This window comes from Actinoplanes sp. NPDC021490 (assembly GCF_055562135.1).
On record NZ_JBVHFW010000007.1, the window covers coordinates 69,366 to 91,280 of the forward strand.

Genomic DNA, 21,915 nt, shown 5'->3' on the forward strand with positions numbered 1-21,915 from the left:
CCTGACGGACCAACAGCCAGCCGCACGCCAGTGGAACAGCGGCGGTCAAGGAGTTGTCTACGTCCTTCACGACTGTCGTTGGTGAAATCGGAGGTCGTGTCCGGCGGCCTGCGACACGAACGGGACATTGCTCGGACCTGGTGCCGACGCGGGACCGCGACCGTTGGCGCCATGTCGAACACGCACGGGCCGTACGTGGCCGCGCTGGATGGCTTGCGGGGTGCGGCGATTGCCGGGGTGCTCCTGTTCCACACCGGGAATCTTGCCGGCGGGTTCCTCGGGGTGGATCTGTTCTTCGCGTTGTCCGGATATCTGATCACGGGTCTGCTGCTGCGCGAGATCGATGAGACCGGAGCATTGTCGCTGCGTTCCTTCTGGGGCCGCAGGACCCGCCGTCTGATGCCGGCGCTCGCCCTCATGCTCGGGTCGGTCACGCTGCTGGTGTGGGCGCGGGCGCCGGCCGATCTGGTGCGCTCCACGCTGGCCGACGGGCCGTGGGTGCAGGCCAACCTGGTCAACTGGCATCTGCTGGCGGAGTCGGCGGGATATTGGGACCGGTTCGGCGCTACGCGGGTGTTCGAACATCTGTGGAGCATCGCCGTCGAGGAACAGTTCTACCTGGTGTGGCCGGTGATCGTATGGATCGTCGCGCGGTGGGGCCGGCGGGCGGACGGGTGGGTCGCGGCGGTGGCGCTGGGGTTGTCGCTGGTGTCGGTGGCGCTGATGGCCGTGCTGGTCGATCCGGCCGATCCGACCCGGGTCTACACCGGCACGGACACGCGGGCGTTCTCGTTGCTGATCGGTGCCCTCGCCGCGACCGTGCCGGTCCGGAACGGGCTGGCCGCCGGACGGTGGGCCGGTGCCGCCGCGCCGGTGCTGGCCGCCGGGATCGCCACGATGTGGGCGCTGGCCGACGGAATGGGGTCGGCGTGGCTGTTCCCCGGGGGACTGTTCGCGCACTCGGTGGCGTCGGCGGCGTTGATCGGGCTGTGCGTTCACCGGCCCGCTTCGCTGACCTCGCAGATGCTCAGCGCGTGGCCGCTGCGGTGGCTGGGGCAGCTTTCCTACAGTCTGTACCTGTGGCACTGGCCGGTCATCGAACTGCTGTCCCCGGACCGTACGGGAATCGGCGGCTGGTTGTGGACGGGGCTGGTCTGCGTTGTCTCGGTTGTTCTGGCCGTGCTGTCGAAATACCTGGTGGAGGATCCGATCCGGTTCCGGGCCCGGTGGGCGCGAGGGCGGCGCGGGGTGCTGGCGTTCGGCGCGGTGACGGCGTTGCTGGTGCTGCTGTGGACGGCGTTGCCCGCGCCGCCCGCCCCGGCCGTCGACGTCGGCGACCTGGACTGATCAGCCGATCACCGGGCAGGTGCGGGCGTGATCCGCGCCGGGTCCGGCCACGGTGAACATGATCCGGACGGTGGTGCCGGGCGAGCCTCCACTCTGAACATGGGCGGCGATCGCAGTACACACGATCTGGTCGATGCCCCGGGCGGTCACATCCCGGGCCGCCAGGGGCATCCGCAGTTCGATGGTGTCGCCGGCGACGACCACGCCGACCCGGGTCACCCCGACGTCGGCGATCTCGGTGCGCCGGTCGGGGCTGCTCGTGCTGGCCAGCAGCAGCGACAGGGCGTCGGAGATGGAACCGAGGCTGCCCGTGGCCGGCTGCTCCGGCATCAGGGCGCCCGTGTTGTCGATGAAGTAGAGCGTCATGCCGGGCGCCACGCCGGTCGGTGCGTCGCCGCCGTCGGTCACACCGGACGGCTCGATGCCGCAACCGGCGAGCAGCAGCACCGCGGCCAGCCACCAGGCCCGCCTCATGCGCCCTCCGGTCCGGCCGGCAGCACCACGACGAACCGGGCGCCGGCGTGGTCGGAGTTGCCGGCGGTCAGGTCGCCTCCGTGCAGGCGCGCGTTCTCTCGGGCGATGGACAGGCCAAGGCCACTTCCGGGGGTACGTGTACGGGCGGCGTCCGCCTTCCAGAAGCGGTCGAAGACGTGGGCCAGCACCTCGTCCGGCAGCCCCGGACCGCCGTCGGTGACCTCGATCCGCACCTGGCCGGCCGTCGTCACCACGTCCACCTGCACCGGCGGCGCACCGTGCCGCAGGGCGTTGCCGACCAGGTTGGCCACGATCACGTCGAGCCGGCGCGGGTCCAGCCGCGCGCTGAGCGCGACCGGCACCGTCACCTCGACCTGGTGCGTCCAGCCGCGGGCGCTCAGCGTGCCGTGGATCGCGGACGGCAGATCGATCAGCTCGAGCCGCAGGCCGGCCGTGCCCGCGTCGAAGCGGGACACCTCCATCAGATCCTCGACCAGCGTCACCAGCCGGTTCGTCTCGGCGACGGCCAGCACCACGGCCTCACGTGCGTCGGGGTCCATCGTCACGGTGGCGTCACCGAGGACCTCCACCACCGCGGTGAGCGTGCTCAGCGGTGTCCGCAGCTCGTGGGAGGCGTCGGCGGCGAACCGCCGGGCCTCGGTCTGCATGCGCTGCATCGTGGTCATCGAGGTCTGCACCGAGGCGGCCATCTCGTTGACGGTGACGGTCAGGTCGGCCAGTTCGTCGGCGCCCAGCGGCGGCGTCCGGGCGTCCAGGTCGCCGTCGGCCAGCCGGCGGGCGGTGTCGCGGAGCTTGGCCACGGGGCGCAGGACGCTGCCCGCGGCCAGCAACGCCAGCAGCACCGCGAGCGCCAGGGCGAGCGTGGCGGTGCGCAGCGCGGAGCGTACGAGATCATCGATCTGCTTCTCGACACCGGTGAGGTCACGGGCGGCGTACACCTGAATGCCGGAGGCCGTACGCGTACCGTCCGGTGCGGTGATCATCACCGGGGTGCCGATCAGCAGCCACGGCCGGTCACCGGACAAGACTCGTTGGATCACCAGCCTGGTCTGATCCGTGACCGCACCGCGCAGTTCGGGGGTGATCAGGCCGGGACCCGAGCCGGTCGAGGACCGTCGTGAGCGGTAGACGACCAACGTGTTGGCTCCGACCGCGGCCCTTAGCCGGTCGAGGCTGTCCTGGCCGGGCGGATAGGTGAGCGCCGGAGCGGTCGCGCTGATCTGGTCGGCGACGCCCCGGACCAGCTGCTGCTGGGCCGAGGCGACCAGGGCGCGGCCCGCCGACTCGGCACTCGACCAGGCCGTCACCGCGACGCTGAGCGCGGCCACCAGCGCGAACGCGACGACCAGCCGGACGCGCAGCCCACGGGGCCGCAGACGCCGGATCACAGCGGCCCGAACCGGTAGCCGAACCCCCGCACCGTCTGAATGTAGGCCGGATTCGCCGGATCCGCCTCGATCTTGGCCCGGAGCCGCTGCACGCAGTTGTCGACCAGCCGGGAGTCGCCCAGGAAATCCTGCTCCCACACCTCGCTGAGCAGCTGCTGCCGGCTGAACACCCGGCCCGGCGCCCGGCTGACGGTCAGCAGCAGCCGCAGCTCGGTCGGCGTCAGCGTCACCGGCTCGCCGCTCACCGACACGACCAGTCCGGCGGTGTCGATCGTCAGGTCCCGGAACACCTTGGTGCCGTCCGGCGCGCCGATGCTGCGCCGCAGCACCGCCCGGATCCGCGCGTCGAGCACCGTCGGCTGCACCGGTTTGATCACGTAGTCGTCGGCGCCCGCTTCCAGGCCACCGACCACGTCGAAGTCGTCACCACGCGCCGTCAGCATGATCACCGGTATCTCGCTGTCCGAGCGGATCCGCCGGCACACCTCGAGGCCGTCGATGCCCGGCAGCATCAGGTCGAGCACCACCAGGTCGGGCGCCGCGCGGCGGAACTCGGCCAGCCCGGCCTCTCCGGAATCGGCCGTGCGCAGGTCGTGGCCGTGCCGGCTCAACGCGAGCCGCAGTCCACGCCGCACCAGCGGGTCATCCTCGATGAGAAGCACCGATGCCATCCACGCAGTATGCCGTCGGCCCGCCGGCGGACCGGGATCACCGCGAGCCTTGCGACAGAGTTGCGACATCATCCCGTACGGCCTGGGACAGACGCCGAGCACGCTCGGTGCCATGACCAGACACGTTCTTCTCATCGCCGGCCTGGCCGGGCTGCTCACCCTGGCGGCGGGCTGCTCGGCCGGGCACGACGAACCGGGCCCGCGCCCCGCCACATCGAACACCGGACCGGCCCGGGTGATCTGGCTCGGCGACTCCGTGGCGGCCGGGCAAGCAATTCCCCTGAGGGAAGCGCTCGCCGCCGCCGGGGTCGAGTTTGAGTCGATGGCCTCCGACGGCGGCGGCACCGTGGTCGGCCCCGTCTCCGAAGACCTGTGGAAGACACTGCCGGACCGCCTCGCCACCGCCCGGCCCAGCACCGTGATTTACCAGATCACCACGTACGACTGGGGTAGCGAACAGGAACAGCAAGCCGCCTACCGCCGACTGGCGACCACGGTCACCGACGTCGGCGCACGACTGGTCTTCGTCACCATGCCGCCGATCAGACCGGACGACTTCTACCGCCCGCACATGGACGACCTGCACCGAGCGCCCGAGGCCGCGCGGAAGGTAGGTGCCGGCACCGTCGTGCTCGGCGCCGACGAAGTATGGGGCAGCACCTACCAGCAGATCCGCAACGGCAAGGCCGATCGCAGCTCCGACGGCGTCCATACCTGCCCGCAGGGCGCCGCACGCTTCACCAGTTGGCTGCTCAAGGAGCTCACGAAGCTCTATCCCGGTTTCCGCCCTCCGGCCGCCGAGACATGGGCCAACACGGGTTGGTCAGGCGACAAACGCTTCATCGGATGCTGACTGCCGGTCCGCTGAGCGGCCTGGCACACTGCCGCAGTGTCTCTGCGGAGCTATCTGAGCGATTCTCATCCGCCGGTTGACGAGTCGGTGCTCACCGATGCCACGTCGTGGACAGGGGACGAGCTGTTCTGGCCGGCGTTTCTGCGGTCGGTCGGTGGGTGGCTCCGCGATCGCAATCACTGCCTTCGGAACCGATCCGGCTGATGTCGAGGCGTACGCGGAGGAACTGCATCACTCGGGAATCTGGCCGTTCCTGGTGCTGCAGCTCGCTTTTGGCCACCGCCTGTACGTGCTCTTCCGCAACTTCGAGGGAGAAGGGGGATGGGACTACGTTCTCCAGCCAGAAGGCGCTGACACGGTGATCACGTTGGCTGCGCTTGAAGGCCACTTCCAGGGACCGGGGCTTTCGTGGCGGGATCTCGTAGTTGTCGCGCGTCAGCCAGACCTGACCCGAAGTGCGGCAGAGCGCGTCCTTCTGCTGCTGCCCGCCATGGGCGATGCCAATCTGCCGGAGGGGGCCGAGCAGGTGATCGCTGCGTCCCTCATCGCGGTTGGTGCTACCAGCGTGAAGTTGCGCGCGAGCTGTTGACAGCGAGTCGTCGTTTCTGGGGCGCTCGCGGTCCCGTCAGGCCGCCGGACCGCAGCGCGTCGATTGCCGAGGCGTTTGCCCCGGGGATGTAACTTGCGCCGCGAGGCCGTTCTCGCGACCGAAGCGACGAAGGCGTCGTCCGCGGACCGTTCCGTCGGCGGGCAAAGATAAGATGACTGCCTCATGGTGTGCAGGAGGACCCGGTGGCGCTGACCGACGAGGCGATCACGAAGATCCGCGGGATGATTCAGTCGGGGGAGTTGCCGCCGGGCGCCCGCCTGCCCACCGAGCAGCAGCTCTCGCAGGAGATGGGCTTGTCGCGCAGCGGCGTTCGCGAGGCCGTCAAGGTGCTCGAGGCGGCGCGGGTGCTCGACGTGCGCCGCGGTGACGGCACATATGTGACGAGTCTGGCGCCGCGCCTGCTGCTGCAGGGTCTGGGTGTCGCGGTCGAACTGCTTCGCGACGACACCCTGCTCGAGGTGATGGAGGTGCGCCGGATGCTGGAGCCGGTGGCCACCGGGGTCGCCGCGTTGCGGATCACCGACGCCGACGTGGACCGGCTACGCGAGATCCTCGAGGACATGCGCGGGGCGGCGGACGACGCCGAGCAGCTCATCCGGTACGACGCCGAGTTCCACCGGACCGTCATCGCGGTCACCGGCAACGAGACGCTGACCTCGCTGCTCGACGGCCTGTCCGGGCAGACGCTGCGGGCCCGGGTGTGGCGGGGGTTGATCGAGGGTGGCTCCGCGGACATCACGCTCAACGAGCACGAGGCGATCTTCCGGGCCCTGAGCAACCGTGACCCGCTCCTGGCCCAGGCGAGCGCGCTGATCCATGTGAACACGTCCGAGTCGTGGCTGCGTACCGTGCTGGCCGCCGCGCCGCGGCAGTCGGCACCATGATTCATCAGATGTATTGACGCTGGTCAAGTCTGCGCCTTGCCGCCGGTGACCCGGGAAACGACCAGCGCGACGAGGATGACCGCACCGTTGAGGAAGTTCGTCCACTGCGCCGGCACGCCGGCCAGCGTCAGCACGTTGATGATCAAGAAAAGCAGCAGGACGCCGGTGAACGCTCCGAAGACGGTTCCCTTGCCGCCGTTGAGGCTGACGCCCCCGATGACGGCCGCGGCGAACACCTGGAAGATCGCCCCGTCGCCCTGGGCCGCCGTGACCGACGCGAGCCTTCCGCTGATGAGCAGCCCCGCGAGCGCGGCCAGCGTGCCGGCGATGATCAGGGTCAGCCACACGACCCGGTCGGTGCGGATGCCGGCCGCCCGGGCGGCGTCGGCGTTGCCGCCGATCGCGTACAGCGACCGGCCGGCCCGGGTGTAACCCAGGACCACAACCGCCACGGCGAACAGGATCAGGGTGATCCAGATCGATGCGGGCACGGCGAGCCACGAGGCCGAGCCGAGGTAGGTCATGGACTCCGGCAGGGCGAAGAACGTCTTGCCGCCGGAGATGCCGGTCAGCAGGCCGCGCAGGACGATCAGCATGCCGAGCGTGACGATGAAGCCGTTGAGCCCGAACCGGACGATCAGCAAACCGTTGAACGCCCCGATCAGCGCGCCGGTCAGCAGCACCAGCGGGATGGCGAGGGCGCCCGGCGCGGCGTGCAGGCCGAGGCCGTGCGTCACGGCCGGGTCGACGATGAGCCAGGCCGCGATGCCCGGCGCCAGGCCGAAGGTCGACTCCAGCGACAGGTCCATCTTTCCGGTGATGAGCACGAGCGTCTCGGCGAGCACGACGATGGCGATCTCGGACATGCTCTGTAGCACGTTGATGATGTTGTCGGTCCGCAGGAACACGGGGCTGACGATGTATCCGACGATGGCGACCGTGACGATGGCCGGCACCAGAGCGAGGTCACGCAGCCGGGCCAGCGCGGGGGTCCGGCGGGGGCCACGGCGCGGCGGAGTCTCGGTGGCGGTGGTGCTCGACAGCGTGTCAGACATGGTCGAGATCGACCCCTTCCATCGCGGCTACCAGGTCGTTGTCCCGCCATCCGGCCGGTATGTCGCGCACGATCCGGCCCTGGACCATCACCAGGACCCGGTCGCAGATGCGCAGGTCGTCGAGTTCGTCCGAGACGATCAGCACGACGGTGCCGCGCCGGCGCACCTGCTCGACCACGCCGAGCAGGGTCTGCTTGGATCGCACGTCCACGCCGGCGGTCGGGGTGACGAGCACCAGCAGCTTGGGATCGCCGGCCAGGGCGCGGCCCATGACCACCTTCTGCTGGTTGCCTCCGGAGAGGTCGGAGACCGGTACGTACGGCCCGGACGCCTTGATGGCCAGGTCGGTGATGAGTCCGTGGGCGACGGCATCACGTCGGGCCGGTGAGATGAGACCGTGCCGGCCGATCCGCCCGGGCACGGTCATGGTGACGTTCTCGGCGATGGACAGCAGGGGCACCAGGCCTTGGCGGTGCCGGTCCTGCGGGACGAGACCCACGCCGGCCGCGAGGGCGTCCGGCACGCTGCCGCGCCGCAGCGTACGGCCGTCGACGGTGACCGTGCCCCCGGCCGGTTTCGAGAGCCCGACCAGAGCCTCGGCCACCTCGAACTTGCCGCTGCTGCCGCCACCGGCCAGCCCGATCACCTCGCCGGTGCGTGCCTCGAACGACGCCCCGGCGCCGGAGGCGGTCACCAGGTCACGGACGACGACCCGGACCTCGGCGTCGGCGGGCGGTGGCGAGCGGTGCGTGGCGCCGGCGAGGCTCACGTCCTCACCGGTCATCGCGGCCACCAGGGCCGGGCGATCGAGCTCGGCGACCGGGGCGGTCACGATGTGCCGGGCGTCGCGGAAGACGGTCACCACGTCGCAGATCTCGTAGATCTCCTGCAGGTGATGACTGATGAACAGGAACGTGACGCCCTGCGCGCGCAGCGCGTGGATGCGGTCGAAGAGCCGGGTGATGCCGGTGCCGTCGAGCTGGGCGGTCGGTTCGTCCAGGATGATGAAGCGGGCCCCGAACGACAGCGCCCGCGCGATCTCCACGAACTGCCGTTGCTCGACGGTCAGCGCCGACGCCGGCTGGTCGACGTCGACGTCGACCGACCAGGTCGCCAGCAGGTCGCGTGCGGAGCGGCGCAGCGCCCGCCACCGGATGAGGCCGCCGGCGCCGCGATCGTGCCGGTTGAGAAACAGGTTCTCGGCGACGGTGAGAGCTCCGATGATCGTCGATTTTTGGTAGACGCAGGCCACTCGCCGGCGCCACGCGTCCCGGTCGCCGAGCGGCGGAGCGGCCCGGCCGCCGAAGGTGACCCGGCCGGTGTCCGGCGCCTGGAGCCCGGTCAGGATGTCGACCAGCGTCGACTTCCCGGCGCCGTTGCGGCCGACCAGGGCGTGGGTCTCGCCGGTTCGCACCGTGATGCCGGCCCGGTCGAGCGCGACGGTGGACCCGAAGCGCTTGCCGATGTCGACGGCCTCGACGACCGGGGACTGTCCTTCGTACGTCATGAGTTGTTGCCCCACAGCGACGTGTCGTCGTACTTCGCCGTCTTCTCACCGCCGATCGTCGCGCCGTCCGCCGTGACCAGAGGAGCGGAGAGCTGATCCTCGAGCACGCCGTCGCGGACCTGGATGATCGTGCTGTCGTGGTCGGTCGGTCCGGGCTGGAACGTCTTCCCGTCGATGGCGGCCTTGATGTAGGAGAGGCCATATTTCGCGTACAGGTCGGCGGGCTGGCTGACCGTCGCGTCGATGAGGCCGGCCTTGATGTCCTTGAGCTCCTCGGGAATCCCGTCGTTGGAGACGATGAAGACGTGCTTCGGGTCGCTCGGTGGCACCTGCAGGCCCTTCTGCTTGAGCACCTGCAGTGTCCCGGAGAGGGCGAAGGACGACTCCATGTAGACACCCTTGACGTCGGGGTCGGACGCCAGGCGGGTCTGCAGCTTGGACGCCGCGACGTCGCCCTTCCAGTCGGTCACCTCGCCGAAGACCCGGATGCCGGGGAAGTCCTTCTTCATGCAGTCGTTGAAGGCCTCGGTGCGGTCGCGGCCGTTGATGGACGCGAGGTCGCCCTGGAGCATGACGACCTTGCCCTTCCCGCGAAGCTTGGCCCCCAGGAACTGGCATGCCTTGGTGCCGTAGGCGCGGTTGTCGGCCCGCACGACCATGTAGACCGAGCCGGTGTCGGGGCGGGTGTCGATCGTGACGACCGGGACCTTCTTGGTGGCGAGCTGCTCGAGGGTCGGTGCGATGGCGGCGGTGTCCTGCGGGGCCATCACGACGCCCTTGACGTCCTGGCTGACGAACGTCTGCACGTTCGAGATCAGCGTGGCGACGTCGTTCTGCGAGTTCGTCGTCTTGAGCTCGACGCCCAGCTCCCGGGCCGACGGGGGAACGTATTTGATGTAGGAGTTCCAGAAGTCGGTGTCGGACCTCGGATAGTCCACACCGATCAGTGGGGCCGCGGCGCCGGCGTCCGTGGCCGCCGGCGAGTCACGATTGCACGCCGCGAGGGACGACGTGGCGCCGAGCGTCATGACGACCGCCAGACTGACCTTGATCCTGCGGTTCATCGGTGTCCTTCCATGCTGCGGAGAAGGCAGTGATCGGGGAGGTGTGACGGACGGCACTATGGACATCTGACGTTATGCCTCGGTGTAGTGCCGGTCAACGGATGATCTCCGCACAAAATCGAGAAACTCGCGTCGGAGTCATCAGATGAATCGGCAAGGGGTTCGGGCTAGGTGGTGGCCCACTGGGGACCGTCGGGATACCGGTACGCGGCTAGCGTCTCCGGGCGCATCTCGGCACTCATCCCGGCCGTTCGCGGCGCGACGTAACGGCCGTTCTCGATGCGGACCGGGGCGGTGAAGTGGTCGTGCAGATGGTCGACGTACTCGATGGCGCGGTCTTCGGTCGTGCCGCTGACCGCGACGAAATCGAACATGGCCAGGTGCTGCACGAGCTCGCACAGGCCGACGCCGCCCGCGTGCGGGCAGACCGGGACGCCGAACTTCGCCGCCAGCAGCAGGATCGCGAGGTTCTCGTTGACGCCGCCGACGCGGCAGGCGTCGATCTGCACGACATCGACGGCGCCGGCCTGCAGCAGTTGCTTGAACATGACGGCGTTGTGCGCATGCTCTCCGGTGGCCACCTTCACCGGCGCCAGCGCCGCACGGATCGCGGCGTGCCCGAGGATGTCGTCGGGTGACGTCGGTTCTTCGATCCAGTACGGGTCGAACGGCGCGAGTTCCCGCATCCAGCCGATGGCGTCGGGCACGCCCCAGATCTGATTGGCGTCGACCGCGAGGCGTACGTCCGGGCCCACCGCGCGCCGGGCGATGGCCAGCCGCCGTACGTCGTCGGTGAGGTTCGCGCCCACCTTCAGTTTGATGAGCCGGTAGCCGTCGGCGACCGCCTCCGCGCACAGCCGGGCGAGCTTCTCGTCGTCGTAGCCGAGCCAGCCCGGCGTGGTGGTGTAGGCCGGATAGCCTTCGTCCAGCAGGATCCGCTCCCGCTCGGCCCGGCCATCGGCCGCATCTCGCAGCAGGTCCAGCGCCTCGTCCGGGGTGAGCGCGTCGCGCAGGTACCGCCAGTCGATCTGGGCCACGATCTGCTCGGGGGACAGTGCCGCGAGCAGCCTCCACAGGGGCTGGTCCGCTCGCCTGGCCGCCAGATCCCAGACCGCGTTGACCAGGGCGCCCGCGGCCATGTGCACGACCCCCTTGGCCGGGCCGAGCCAGCGGATCTGACTGTCGCCGATGAGCCGCCGGGAGAGCGCCCCGGGGTCGGCGACGAGTTCGTCCACCGGCTGCCCGACGACCATCGTGGCGAGCGACCGCAGGGCGGCGACCTCGATCTCCGTGCCGCGGCCGACGGTGAAGACGAACCCGTGGCCCTCGGCGCCCGCGGTGGTGCGGAGCACGATGTACGCGGCGGAGTAGTCCGGGAAGGGGTTCATCGCGTCGGATCCGTCGCGATGCTCTGACGTCGGGAACCGTACGTCGAAGGTGTCGATGGACAGGATGCGCTCGGTCACGGAGCCTCCGCTTGGTGGGGGCTCTCAGGTTCGGGAGCCGCATACATCAGATGTATCTATACGGCTCGCGCCTCAGTCTGTCCACGGGGCGTGCATTTTGAGAAAATTAATCAGATGTATCTGCCTGGCGATGCAGGAAACGGCGCCTTGCCTCGACCCCGGCCCTGGCGCCACCTCGTCGGGGACTATCTATTGGGGACCTTGGGTCTAGAGTGGACCCGTGCTGGGAGTCGTCGCGGCCGCGCTTGGCGGTCCTGAGGTGTTGCAGGTAACCGAACTGCCCGAGCCTGAGGCGAAGCCCGGGCAGGTTGTGGTCAGGATCCGTGCGGTCTGTGTGCACCCGGCTGACGTGGCCGCCACCACCGGCGAGATTCCTCGCGGGCCGGATCGGCCGCCGTTCTCGCCCGGGTGGGACATCGCCGGCGAGGTGGCCTCGGTGGGCCCCGACACCACTGAGTTCGGGGTGGGCGATCGGGTCGTCGGGATGATTCCGTGGTACCTGACCCGCGGTGTGCCGGGTGGCTACGCCGAGTTCGTGGCGGCCGACACGGACTGGTTGGTGCGGTTGCCCGACGAGCTCGACTTCGTGTCCGCGGCCACGGTGCCGCTCAACGCCCAGACCGCACACCAGGGGCTGTCACTGGTGTCGTTGGCCATGCTCTCGGCCGGCAGCAGCATTCTGGTCACCGGAGCCAGCGGCGGTGTCGGCGGGTTCGCCACCCAGCTCGCCGTTCAGAGCGGCTACCGTGTCCTGGCGCAGGCCGCCCCCGGGGATGAGCAATGGGTGCACGGTCTCGGCGCTCAGGAAGTGGTTCCCCGTTCCGTCGATCTGGCCACGGTCGGGCCGGTGGCCGCGGTGTTCGACGCGGTCCCCGTCGGCGAGGCGGCGGCCGCGGCCGTCGAGGACAGGGGGGTCGTGGTCGCGACCCGGCCCACGCCGGCCCTGGTTCCGGCACGTGGTGTGCGCCAAGAGCTGCAACTGATCTCGCACGATCGCGAGCTGCTGGCGGACTTGGTGGGTCAGGTGGCGGCGGGACGGCTGCGTACGCGCGTGGCGGCCACGATGCCGTTGACCGAGGCGGCCGACGCGCACCGGCGGGTCCTGGCCGGTGGCCTGCGCGGCAAGCTCGTGCTGACGGTGGGCTGAGCCTGCCGCTGTGACGGCTGTCAGCTCGGCGCTCAGCGGTAGGCGGAAGACTTCCGGTCCAGGTACGGATCGGCTTCGGCGCGGATCGTGAGGCAGTTCGTGGGGATCGTGTCGACCATCGTGCCGGCGCCGTTGGGGGAGCGGTAGCGGACCAGGGCCGCCCATTCGCAGGCGCTCTCGACCACTCCCGCACGACGGGCTCCACTGCGGTGCACCCATACCGGGTCGCCCGGCCGGCACGCCTCGGCGACTTCCGAGGCGGTCAGGCCCGCCGGCGGGGACACTGGGGCGCCCCCGTACGTCTCGGTGTGGTCGCCGCTCTCGGTGGCCACGACCCAGGTGATGGCGGCCTTGCCGGCGTTGCCGGCGTGCCGCTTGGCGCTGAACATCGCCCGGTCCGCGCGGCGCAGCAGGTCGGGAAGGTTGGCGGAGCGCCCAGCCGGCACGACGCCGATCGAGGCGGTGACGGACAGGGTGTGGCCCTGCACGTCCATCGGCGGCGCGATCGCAGCGCTCAGTGAGCCGGCCATGTCGTGCCACCACGCCTCCGGGACGCCGGCGCGCGGCGCGCGGGGCAGCGCGGCGAACTCGTCACCGCCGAACCGGGCCACCAGATGGTCGCCGAGGCAGGCCGCCATGCGGCGGGCAACCACGCAGAGGACCTCATCGCCGGCATCGTGCCCGTACGTGTCGTTGATGGGCTTGAATCCGTTGAGGTCGAGAACCAGAACGGCCGACGAGCCGTCGTCGCCGCGCAGCAGGTCCGAGGCGAGCGCGTGGAAGAGCCGGCGGTTGGCGAGCCCGGTGAGCTCGTCGTGGCCGGCCATCCATCGGAGCGAGGCCCGTTCCTGCTCGAGCCGCTGGACGTGCGCCGAGAGCTGATCGATGCGGGCCTGGAGGCGGGCAGTTTCCGGCTGGGTCCGCAGCGGAGCGTCGTCTTGCAGTGAGCCACCCGTGTCGGCGGCGGCAGGATCGAGGATCCGCATCGGCCGTCCTCTCAGAACTGCGGCGGACCAGCGGGAGCTGTCGAGTCGACGGCGAGGCATCGCCGAGCGCCACATGCGAATCATGGCAGCCGTACGGGGGACGTGCAAGATTTCACGGCGACGACTATCACGATGACAAGATGCATCCAAGAAGGGTTTCGGCTACTCTAGGTGCGTGCACTTTCGTGGTGAAAGAGTCGCCGTTGAGCCTGGTGCACTGATTTTGCACGTCAGGCGGGCATTGGGAGGCACGCCAAGCCTCCGAACCAGTGGCAAGTTGATGACCCACAGTGAGCAACTCCAAAAGGAGGGGCACTGATGAGTGGCGAATCCGGCTGGATCATTTCCAGCAGGTCGACAGGCAACGGGGGCAGTTGCGTCGAGGCCCGCCGCCAGGACGGCCTCATCGAGGTCCGCAACAGCAAGGCGCGCGAGGCCGGCACCGTGGTTTTCACGACGGAGGAGTGGGACTCGTTCCTGTTCGGCGCCAAGCGCGGCGAGTTCGACCAGCTCTTGGCCGACTGATCAGTTCGTCAGCGGAACTCTCCGACCGGTACGGAGTCTTTGCTGATGAGATCGAAGATCCGCCGGTATTCGTCCACCTCGACCTGCTCTTCCAGGTAGAGCGCGCCGACGTGCGATTCGAGGTAGACCACGTCGGGATCGTCCGGGTCGTTGAACTCCAGGATCCGGAAGGCGCCGGCCATCGCCGCGTGCGCCCCGATCGAGAACGGCAGCACCCGGATGTCGACGGTATCTTCCCGGGACAGCCGTCGGAGATGCTCGATCTGCCCTTTCATCACTTGTTCGCCGCCGACCGGCCGGGTCAACGCTCCCTCGCCCAGAACCGTCACGAGGTGGATCGGCGGGGTACGAGCGAAAAGCGTCTTCTGCCGCTGCATGCGGAGGTTGATGTGGCGCTCGGCCAGCTCCGAGTCGACCGGCTGCTCGGCGCCGAAGATGGCGCTCGCGTACTCCGGAGTCTGCAGCTCGCCGGGAACGATCTCGCCGTCGTACCCGAACATCCGGGATGCGGACGCCTCGAGCCCGACATACAGCTTGAACCACTCGGGGATGACCGGGCTGGCGTCCCACCACTCCTGCTGTGATGTGCCCAGCGCGAGGTCGGCCAGCGCGTCAGTGATGCTCTGGTCAGCGCCGTAGAGCCAGCACAGCGCGCGTACGTTGGCCCCGGTGACCGGCACCTTGCCCGTCTCGATGCGGTGCAGCGTCGGCTCGGAGATGCCCAGGCGCGCTTCCACCACATCACGCCGGCTCATCCCGGACGCCGTGCGCAGGCGCGTCAATCGCCGCCCCAACGCTCGCCGCACCACGCGTTGGCCTGTGACCGGCACCCTTACCTCCGCCTTGCCAACCCCATGTGGACGGTGACGCCGACCACCGTACCCGCGACGCGGCGTTGTCAACAGGCAACCCGTCGTTGCTAACCGAAAGTGCGAGGGCGACTGGCCCCTGTTCGCGGTGATACGCGCCGGCCCCGGGCGCCCGGGGCCTCGGCGTGGTTCGGGCGCCATGTGCGAGATCGCTGACGTGCTGGGGGTTGCGCCATGGGTGCGGGCCGGTATCGCGGAGGGTGTGAGCCATGCCATGGGCATGTGACCTCAAGCCGATGTTCCGGCGGTCGATGGCTGCGGCGTGATGCTTCTGCGTGGTCGGCCGGTGTGGCACTGGTGGCTTCTGGTCGGCGCCTTGATGGGTGCCGTCTATCTGGCTCTTCCGTCAAACAATCCGTGGGCCTGGGGGCTCTACAACGTGGTCGGGTTCGCCTCGGCCGCGGCCATCGTGATCGGGGTCCGCCGCAACCGGCCGCGCCGGTCCGGACCGTGGTACTGGTTCGCGGCGGCGCTGGCCGTGTGGGCGACCGGCGACGTCGTCTATCAGGTGCAGTTCTTCGTCTGGAACTGGGAGACCTTCCCGGCCCCGGCCGACGGGCTCTACCTGCTGGCCTATCCGATGCTGGCGGCCGGCGCCTTCCAGCTGATCAAGGGTCGCATCTCCGGCCGTGACCGGGCCGGCCTGCTCGACGCGGCCATCGTCTCCACCAGCCTGTCGTTGTTGTGCTGGTCGTTCCTGATGCGGCCGATCGCCGTCGACGAGTCCCTCAGCGTGCTCGAGCGGCTGGCCTCGCTCGCCTATCCGGCGGGAGATCTGTTGCTGCTGATCATGGTGGTGCGCTTGTTCACCACGCCGGGAGCCCGCACCGCCAGCTACCGCCTGGTGATCGCGGGGCTCATCGCCGAGTTGGTCAGCGACATCGGCTACGCGGTGGTGAACATGTTCACCACCTACAGCGACGGCATCCTCGACGCCGGCTGGCTCGGCATGTACGTGCTGTTCGGCGCCGCCGCCCTGCATCCGTCGATGCGGGCACTGTCGGAGATCGCGCCGGACCGGACGGAACGGTTCACCAGGAGCCGCCTCACCCTGCTGGCGGTCGCCTCGCTGCTGGCCCCGGTTGTCCTGACCGTGCAGGGCCTGACCACTCCGGCCGACATCGACTGGCCGGCGATCGCCATCAGCTCGGTCGTGCTCTTCCTCCTGGTGCTCGCCCGGATGGCCGGCCTGATCTCGCGGGTCCAGGACCAGGCCGCCCAGCTGCGGGCGCTGGCCCACAACGACGCGCTCACCGGGGTGCCGAATCGCCGGGCCTGGGACCTCGAGCTCAGCCGGGAGATGGCCAAAGCGGTCCGCAGCGGCGAGCCGGTTGCCGTCGCCCTGATGGACATCGACCACTTCAAGCGGTTCAACGACACCCACGGCCACCCGGCCGGCGACCGGCTGCTCAAGGAGGCCGCGGCCGCCTGGCGCGACCAGCTGCGCGCCGGGGACCTGCTGGCTCGCTACGGCGGCGAAGAGTTCGGCGTGGTACTGGTCGGCCAGTCCCTGGAGACCGCGATCGCCGTACTCGACCGGATGCGCGCGGTCACTCCGAGCGGCCAGAGCTTCTCGGCCGGTGTCGCGCTGTGGGACGGCCGGGAGATCCCGGAGCAGCTCGTGGCCCGGGCGGACGAGGCGCTGTACCGGTCGAAGCACGAGGGCCGCAACCGGGTCACCGCCGCACCGGAAACTACAGCAGGAGCCGGTTCACGCTCGCTATGAGGGAAGCCACCCGGAATCGTTTCGTCACCACGCGTCTGAGGCGGAACGCAGGGTTGCTCGTTGCCGACGGTCATGCCGCGAGCAGCCGGCTGGTCCAGGTTGTCAGTGCTGCGGTGGCGGTCCGGGACAGTGCTGCTTGGGGCATCATGCTGGTGAAGCCGTGGAATCCGCCGGGCCAGACGTGCAGTTCGGCGTCGATGCCGGCCTGCCAGAGCTTGCCGGCGTAGGCCACGGTTTCGTCGCGGAACACCTCGGCGCTCGCGCAGTCGAGGTAGGTGGGTGGCATGCCGGTCAGGTCGGTGGCCCGGGCCGGGGCGGCGTAGGGGGATACGTTGTCACCGCCGCGCCGGTCGCCGAGGTAGGCGGTCCACCCGAAGCGGGTCATGGCGCGGTCAGCAACGCCGACGCCGTCGATCTGGCGGGTCGAGACGGTCGAGTCGGTGTCGTCGAGCATCGGGGAGATCAGGATCTGGCCGAACAGTGGTGGTCCTTGCCGGTCGCGGGCCAGTAGCGCGGTGCCCGCGGCGAGTCCGCCGCCGGCGCTCTGCCCGGTCAGCACGATGCGCGCGGGGTCGATTCCCAGCTCGCCGGCGTGGGCAGCGGTCCACAGCAGACCGGCGTAGCAGTCCTCGACCGGGTAGGGATCGGGATGCTCGGGCGCGAGGCGGTAGTCGACGCTGATGAGAACCACGTCGTCGTGGGAGAGCAGCCATTCGTCGTAGGAGTCGAGGTTGCCGAGGTAGTGGCCGAACATCATGCCGCCGCCGTGCATGGTGTAGAAGCACGTGGCCGGGCCGGTGTGCCCGATGCGGCTGATGACGGCCAGGTTGATGGGGGCGCCCCGGTAGCCGGGAACGGTGACGGTGCGGCGTTGCCGGCCCTGGGCGTGCAGCCGCTCGTCGATGGCCTGTTCGGTGGTGTCCAGCATCCGCATGTGCGGCAGTATCTCGGTGGTCAGGGTGAAGGGGCCGCGTTCGTGCATGGCGCTGAGGAACACGTCGAGTTCGGGGTCGAACGGCGGGTGCGGCAGGACGTCAGACATGGTGGGTCTCCTCGGCGGAAATGGTGGTGTGCGAGCGGATGAGGCCGTAGGTGACGAGCGCGGCCGCGATGGCGGTGAGGGTGAGAGCCGCGATCGTCAGCGCCTGCTGGAATTGCCCGGCTTGTGCGGGGCTCCAGCTCGAGGCGGTGAGGCTGCCGGTGAACAGGACGGCCAGGATGGTGCCGGTGGCGGCGATGCCGACCCCGGTGGCGAGTTCGCTGGAGGTGTCGACGAGTGCCGCGCCGATCGAGGTGCGGTTCTCGGGCAGGCCGCGCAGCACGTTGGTGCCGGCCACCACCCCGACGACGCGCATGCCTGCGGCGACGAGCACGAGCGCGACGAGCACCCCGGGGTAGCCGAACCTGCTCAGCGCGGCGAAGGCGGCGAGACCGGTGACGACCGCTGCGGCGCTGAGCCAGGCCGCCCGCTGAAGGCCGACGCGCCGCACGAAGGGCGCCACGAGGCGGCCGCCGGCGAGCAGCACGACGACCTGCGGCAGCATGCCGACGGCCGCCATCGCGGGGGACCAGCCCCAGGCGAACTGCAGCAGCAGCGTCACCAGGTAGCCGAGGCCGGCGACGGCCAGGCCGGCGGCGGCCTTGTAAGCCAGGCCGCTCGAAACCAGCGGCACTGCCAGCAACCGCAGGTCGAGTAGGGGGTGACGTGCCGTCCGCTCGCGCCGGACGAAGGCCGCAGCCACGGCGATCGCCGCCGCCGCGGTGGTCCAGGGCGCCCACGAGCCGGCGCCCTCGTCCACGAACAAGGTCGGCGTGACCAGGGCCAGGATGATCGTCGCCGTGCCCAGCGCCGCGCCCGGAATGTCGAGCGGGCCGGCATGCAGGCCGCTCGGCTCATCCGCGGCGACGCCGAAGCGGATCCCGGCGAACGCCAGCGCCGCGATCGGCACATTGGCCAGCAGGAGGACCTGCCACGGGGCGACGGCGAGCACGAACCCACCGGCGGTCGGGCCGATCGCCAGGCCCACCAGCCCCGCGGTCGAGATGACCGTGATGGCCCGCACACGCAGGTCGTCGGCCCGGAACAACCGGAAGGCCAGCGCCATCGAGCCCGGGGTGGTCATCGCCGCCGCGACTCCCATGCATGCCCGTACCGCGATGAGCTGCCCGGCAGTCGACACGAACACGGTCGCAAGGCTCGCGGCGCCCAGCAGGACCAAGCCGGCCAGCATGACCCGGCGTCGCCCGAACCGGTCGGCGATCGCCCCGAAGAGCAGCATCAGCCCGCCGAAAACGACCGAGTACGCGCCTGTCACCCACTGCAGTGCGGTCGTCGTCGCCTGCAGCTCACGGCCGATCGTGGGCAGCGCGACGTTGAGGATGGAGTTGTCGAGCATCTCGAACAGGAACACTGCGGACAACCCGGTCAGGGCGATCCATCGGTCACCCAGCGACTCGGATCGAGCCGTGGCGGCGGGGCTCGCCTCAGCAGTAGACATGCCACTATGTTAACTCACTAAGGTTAGTCACACAACTACTATGCTGGCGGCAGCCAGAAGGGGGCCACATGCCACGCACCGATGCTCGCGGGGGCCCGCAGACGCGCGCGCGGATCTCGCAGATCGCCACCCGGCTCTTCCTCGACCACGGGTTCGACGCCGTCACCGTGGCCGACGTCGCCCGCGAGGCCGGAGTCTCCACCGTCACCGTGTTCAAGCACTTCCCGCGCAAGGAAGACCTCCTGCTGGACCGGGCCGAGGACGCCATGCAGATGCTGCGCTCGGCGGTCCGCGACCGTCCTCGAGGAACCGATGTACTGGACTCGCTGGAGGCCATGGTGCTGCGGCTGACCGACGACCAGCACGGGCTGTCGGGCATCGCCGCCGAGTCCGTCCCGTTCTTCCGCACCGTGGCGGGCTCCACCCCCCTCATCGCGCGGGCGCGAGAAATCGCCGCTGACCTGCAGCACCTGCTGGCTGACGAACTCGAACGCGATCCGGACTTCGACGGCGACAGCACACTGCTCGCCGCATTCTTCCTATCCGGCTACACCACCGTGCTGATCGACAACGCGCGCCGCCTCATCGCCGGCGAACCTTCCACCGAGATAGTCCTGCACCATCGTCAGCGCCTGGGACAACTCTTCCGCACACTGCGCAACGCCGTTCGTTGAACTACGAACCACTGCGCTCGCGTCGAACAGCCCGCCACGCGATCAGAGCGGGAACCGCTGAGAGGAGGCGCGCTGCGCGCGCTCCTCGTGCCGCCGCCTCGACGGGTAATAATTGCCGTCGATATCCGGACGGTGCGGGGCGCCGGTCGGTTCGGCTTGCCCGAGGGGGATCAGGGTGCAGGAACCGTTGTCTCCGGGGTGGGCCAAGGTGCACGACGCCGCGCAGTTGCTGGCCTCCCAGCTCAACGCCTCGGTGGCGCATGCCGCCCGGGTCGGCGTCTACACCCCGCCGCCCGGGTCGCCGCCCCCGCGCCGCCGCCGGCAGCCCGGCTCCCTGCGCCATCTGGCGGAGGTCATCCGAAGTCACCGGCTGGCCCCCGGCACCTCGGTCGACAAGGACGACGTGGCCGCGGTCCTCGCCGGCGAACTGCGCCGCATCACCGATCCGATTCTTGTCGTGTCGGTCGCCCGGGCCAGCCACCTCATCGCCGGCGCACCGTTTCTTGATGCCGACGCCGACCGTCTGGTGGTCGCCAGCGCCCACGTGTCGTCGCTCCTCGACGCCGCGCGACTGGCGGACGAACGGAACCCGCTCCCGGCGCCCGCGCCTCCCGCGGCCGGGACCACCCGGTCCATCGGCGGCGACCGGCCGGTCAAGGAACCCGGGTACTTCACCACTCGCCACCCCGGCCGGCGCCGGGCACTGATCGCCGGCGCTCTCGGCGTACTGGTGCTGGCCGGGGTCGCCGTCTTTGCCGTCGTGCGCAGCCAGGACGTCGTTGTTCGCGCTCAGGGGCCGGCCGATCAACCGCCCGCGGTGGCCGGGGTGAGGGTCCTGGACCACGGGGACGCCCACGACGACTACCTCAACCCGCGGCCGCTGCAGGACGCGCTCGACCACGGCTTCACCAGCCTCGGGACAGACGTCGTGCTGCGCGACGGCCGCCTGATGCTCTGCCACCATTTCCAGGGGGCTGTCTGCCAGGGCCCGGGCAACACCCGGATCGCCGCGAACCCGTTCGCGCCGACCTATCTGCAAGGACTCGCCACCCGGGTGACCGCCAACGACGGCCGGGTGTACCCGGGGTTCCACCAGCCGGTCCTGCTCCTCGTCGAGATCACCTGCTCGGCGGGCCCGGACGGCTGCACGCTGCCCGCCGATCGAGCCGCGGCCGCCGCCGACCCCAACAATCCGCTGGTGGTGGCCAGTAAGATCATGGACGCACTCGTCCCGTACCGCAGCATGCTTTACCACGTCGACGGGACGGCACGGCGGTGGGGACCGGTGCAGGTGGTCATCACCGGCGACCACAACGACGACCAGGTTCCGGCCGGCCCCGACGGGCACGACTCGGTGCGCGGACTGCTGGCGAAACAGCTCGACACCTACGCGTTCCTGGACGGCAGTTTCGACGTCGACAAGGATCAGTACAACGCGGACCTCGTCCCCATGATCAGCTTCCGGAATCCGGGCACGGACGAGGATTGCGCTGACCCCGACCGGCAGCCGATCCAGACGGCACGCTGGGACGACATCATCAAGGCGCAGAGCACCGGACATCACGTACGGGTGTGGGGTCTGACGGATTGTCCCGACCGTAGCGATTGGACCGACGCGCTGTATGCCGGCGTTGATTATCTCAGCGGCAATCACCTGGCACCGCTGGGCGACTGGCTCGCCACCACCGCGGCCGGTGGCGGCGGCGGCAACTGTGCTGTTCCCTCCTGGGTGGCCCCGGCCCGGCTGTACGGCCAATATTGCTCGTTGACCGCCGGCGATGTGCCCGTGATGAGCCGGCCGGATTCCCGATCGTCGCGCGTCGGGGGCGTCGCGGGCGGCAGTCGTCAATGGTTCCTCGGTCAGCAGCCGGGCGCGGAGGACAGCAACAACTCGAAGCACAATTTCTGGTGGGCCTACACGCGGTCGGACAACGGTCAATGGGGCTGGGTCTCGCTCGTTCATTTCACGGGCGGCGTCCTGGATCAATCCGCGGACGGCCTCCAGTACGGCTGCTACGACGCGCGCCCCGGCGAGAGCGACGACTGCCACCCGATCTGACCCCGCCCAGCGTACGAGCTGTCTTAGCTGTCGGCCGGGGACAGTTCGACGCGGCCGGGGACAGTTGACCGTTGTCCGTGCCCGCCGGCTG

20 protein-coding genes are annotated in these 21,915 nt (G+C 69.8%); 9 read left to right on the top strand and 11 right to left on the bottom strand.

From position 1 onward, the window contains the following. Window positions 1-171 precede the first annotated feature (171 nt). Window positions 172-1,347 carry an acyltransferase family protein gene (locus ACZ3I4_RS20370; protein ID WP_465383525.1) on the top strand — a complete coding sequence of 392 codons (1,176 nt, stop codon included), beginning with the start codon at window positions 172-174 and terminating at the stop codon, window positions 1,345-1,347. On the opposite strand, the gene ACZ3I4_RS20375 is transcribed toward ACZ3I4_RS20370, so the two are convergent. Genes ACZ3I4_RS20375 through ACZ3I4_RS20385 form a run of 3 tightly spaced genes read right to left on the bottom strand, consistent with a single transcriptional unit; the run spans window position 1,348 to window position 3,901 of the window. Beyond that, a complete protein-coding gene (locus tag ACZ3I4_RS20375) occupies window positions 1,348-1,821 on the bottom strand; it encodes a hypothetical protein (RefSeq protein ID WP_465383526.1) in 474 nt (157 codons plus the stop codon). It abuts the gene before it with no gap. Then, a complete protein-coding gene (locus ACZ3I4_RS20380; protein ID WP_465383527.1) occupies window positions 1,818-3,230 on the bottom strand; it encodes an ATP-binding protein in 1,413 nt (470 codons plus the stop codon). Before ACZ3I4_RS20380 ends, ACZ3I4_RS20375 begins: the two co-directional genes overlap by 4 nt. After that, a complete protein-coding gene (locus ACZ3I4_RS20385) occupies window positions 3,227-3,901 on the bottom strand; it encodes a response regulator (RefSeq protein WP_465383528.1) in 675 nt (224 codons plus the stop codon). Before ACZ3I4_RS20385 ends, ACZ3I4_RS20380 begins: the two co-directional genes overlap by 4 nt. A gap of 112 nt (window positions 3,902-4,013) precedes the next feature. Between ACZ3I4_RS20385 and ACZ3I4_RS20390 the strand changes: the two genes are divergently transcribed. From ACZ3I4_RS20390 to ACZ3I4_RS20400, 3 genes are all read left to right on the top strand, one after another. After that, on the top strand, window positions 4,014-4,754 hold the full coding sequence (locus ACZ3I4_RS20390; protein WP_465383529.1) for an SGNH/GDSL hydrolase family protein: 741 nt from the start codon (window positions 4,014-4,016) through the stop codon (window positions 4,752-4,754). Window positions 4,755-4,908: 154 nt separating this feature from the next. Continuing rightward, window positions 4,909-5,343 carry a hypothetical protein gene (locus ACZ3I4_RS20395; RefSeq protein WP_465383530.1) on the top strand — a complete coding sequence of 145 codons (435 nt, stop codon included), beginning with the start codon at window positions 4,909-4,911 and terminating at the stop codon, window positions 5,341-5,343. A 188-nt stretch (window positions 5,344-5,531) separates the two neighbouring features. Then, window positions 5,532-6,248: a FadR/GntR family transcriptional regulator gene (locus ACZ3I4_RS20400; RefSeq protein WP_465383531.1), complete on the top strand. Its 717-nt coding sequence runs from the start codon at window positions 5,532-5,534 to the stop codon at window positions 6,246-6,248. A gap of 23 nt (window positions 6,249-6,271) precedes the next feature. On the opposite strand, the gene ACZ3I4_RS20405 is transcribed toward ACZ3I4_RS20400, so the two are convergent. The 4 genes from ACZ3I4_RS20405 to ACZ3I4_RS20420 all read right to left on the bottom strand — a co-directional run bounded on the left by ACZ3I4_RS20405 (window position 6,272) and on the right by ACZ3I4_RS20420 (window position 11,340). Then, window positions 6,272-7,303, bottom strand: coding sequence for an ABC transporter permease (locus ACZ3I4_RS20405; RefSeq protein ID WP_465383532.1), 1,032 nt, complete (start codon window positions 7,301-7,303; stop codon window positions 6,272-6,274). After that, window positions 7,296-8,810 carry a sugar ABC transporter ATP-binding protein gene (locus ACZ3I4_RS20410; RefSeq protein ID WP_465383533.1) on the bottom strand — a complete coding sequence of 505 codons (1,515 nt, stop codon included), beginning with the start codon at window positions 8,808-8,810 and terminating at the stop codon, window positions 7,296-7,298. Before ACZ3I4_RS20410 ends, ACZ3I4_RS20405 begins: the two co-directional genes overlap by 8 nt. Further along, complete coding sequence (locus ACZ3I4_RS20415; protein ID WP_465383534.1) at window positions 8,807-9,874, bottom strand: sugar ABC transporter substrate-binding protein; 1,068 nt, start codon at window positions 9,872-9,874, stop codon at window positions 8,807-8,809. Before ACZ3I4_RS20415 ends, ACZ3I4_RS20410 begins: the two co-directional genes overlap by 4 nt. Before the next feature lie 167 nt (window positions 9,875-10,041). Beyond that, window positions 10,042-11,340 (bottom strand): enolase C-terminal domain-like protein, encoded by a 1,299-nt coding sequence (locus tag ACZ3I4_RS20420; protein WP_465383535.1) that lies wholly within the window; start codon window positions 11,338-11,340, stop codon window positions 10,042-10,044. A gap of 220 nt (window positions 11,341-11,560) precedes the next feature. On the opposite strand from ACZ3I4_RS20420, the gene ACZ3I4_RS20425 reads away from it, so the two are divergent. Further along, window positions 11,561-12,487 (top strand): NADP-dependent oxidoreductase, encoded by a 927-nt coding sequence (locus ACZ3I4_RS20425; protein ID WP_465383536.1) that lies wholly within the window; start codon window positions 11,561-11,563, stop codon window positions 12,485-12,487. 32 nt (window positions 12,488-12,519) lie between these two features. Here ACZ3I4_RS20425 and ACZ3I4_RS20430 read toward each other — a convergent pair whose 3' ends face one another. Further along, a complete protein-coding gene (locus ACZ3I4_RS20430; protein ID WP_465383537.1) occupies window positions 12,520-13,473 on the bottom strand; it encodes a diguanylate cyclase domain-containing protein in 954 nt (317 codons plus the stop codon). Window positions 13,474-13,791: 318 nt separating this feature from the next. On the opposite strand from ACZ3I4_RS20430, the gene ACZ3I4_RS20435 reads away from it, so the two are divergent. Beyond that, window positions 13,792-13,998: a DUF397 domain-containing protein gene (locus tag ACZ3I4_RS20435; protein ID WP_465383538.1), complete on the top strand. Its 207-nt coding sequence runs from the start codon at window positions 13,792-13,794 to the stop codon at window positions 13,996-13,998. Between the two features lie 8 nt (window positions 13,999-14,006). On the opposite strand, the gene ACZ3I4_RS20440 is transcribed toward ACZ3I4_RS20435, so the two are convergent. After that, window positions 14,007-15,089 carry a helix-turn-helix domain-containing protein gene (locus ACZ3I4_RS20440; protein ID WP_465383539.1) on the bottom strand — a complete coding sequence of 361 codons (1,083 nt, stop codon included), beginning with the start codon at window positions 15,087-15,089 and terminating at the stop codon, window positions 14,007-14,009. 43 nt (window positions 15,090-15,132) lie between these two features. On the opposite strand from ACZ3I4_RS20440, the gene ACZ3I4_RS20445 reads away from it, so the two are divergent. After that, the gene (locus ACZ3I4_RS20445; protein WP_465383540.1) at window positions 15,133-16,593 is read left to right on the top strand and encodes a GGDEF domain-containing protein; all 1,461 of its coding nucleotides are present in this window, start codon (window positions 15,133-15,135) and stop codon (window positions 16,591-16,593) included. A 70-nt stretch (window positions 16,594-16,663) separates the two neighbouring features. Here ACZ3I4_RS20445 and ACZ3I4_RS20450 read toward each other — a convergent pair whose 3' ends face one another. Beyond that, on the bottom strand, window positions 16,664-17,635 hold the full coding sequence (locus ACZ3I4_RS20450; protein WP_465383541.1) for an alpha/beta hydrolase: 972 nt from the start codon (window positions 17,633-17,635) through the stop codon (window positions 16,664-16,666). Further along, the gene (locus ACZ3I4_RS20455; RefSeq protein WP_465383542.1) at window positions 17,628-19,091 is read right to left on the bottom strand and encodes an MFS transporter; all 1,464 of its coding nucleotides are present in this window, start codon (window positions 19,089-19,091) and stop codon (window positions 17,628-17,630) included. Before ACZ3I4_RS20455 ends, ACZ3I4_RS20450 begins: the two co-directional genes overlap by 8 nt. A gap of 68 nt (window positions 19,092-19,159) precedes the next feature. Between ACZ3I4_RS20455 and ACZ3I4_RS20460 the strand changes: the two genes are divergently transcribed. Both ACZ3I4_RS20460 and ACZ3I4_RS20465 read left to right on the top strand, forming a co-directional pair. After that, window positions 19,160-19,765: a TetR/AcrR family transcriptional regulator gene (locus ACZ3I4_RS20460; RefSeq protein WP_465383543.1), complete on the top strand. Its 606-nt coding sequence runs from the start codon at window positions 19,160-19,162 to the stop codon at window positions 19,763-19,765. 175 nt (window positions 19,766-19,940) lie between these two features. Beyond that, the gene (locus ACZ3I4_RS20465) at window positions 19,941-21,824 is read left to right on the top strand and encodes a PI-PLC domain-containing protein (protein ID WP_465383544.1); all 1,884 of its coding nucleotides are present in this window, start codon (window positions 19,941-19,943) and stop codon (window positions 21,822-21,824) included. The last annotated feature ends 91 nt before the right edge of the window (window positions 21,825-21,915 follow it).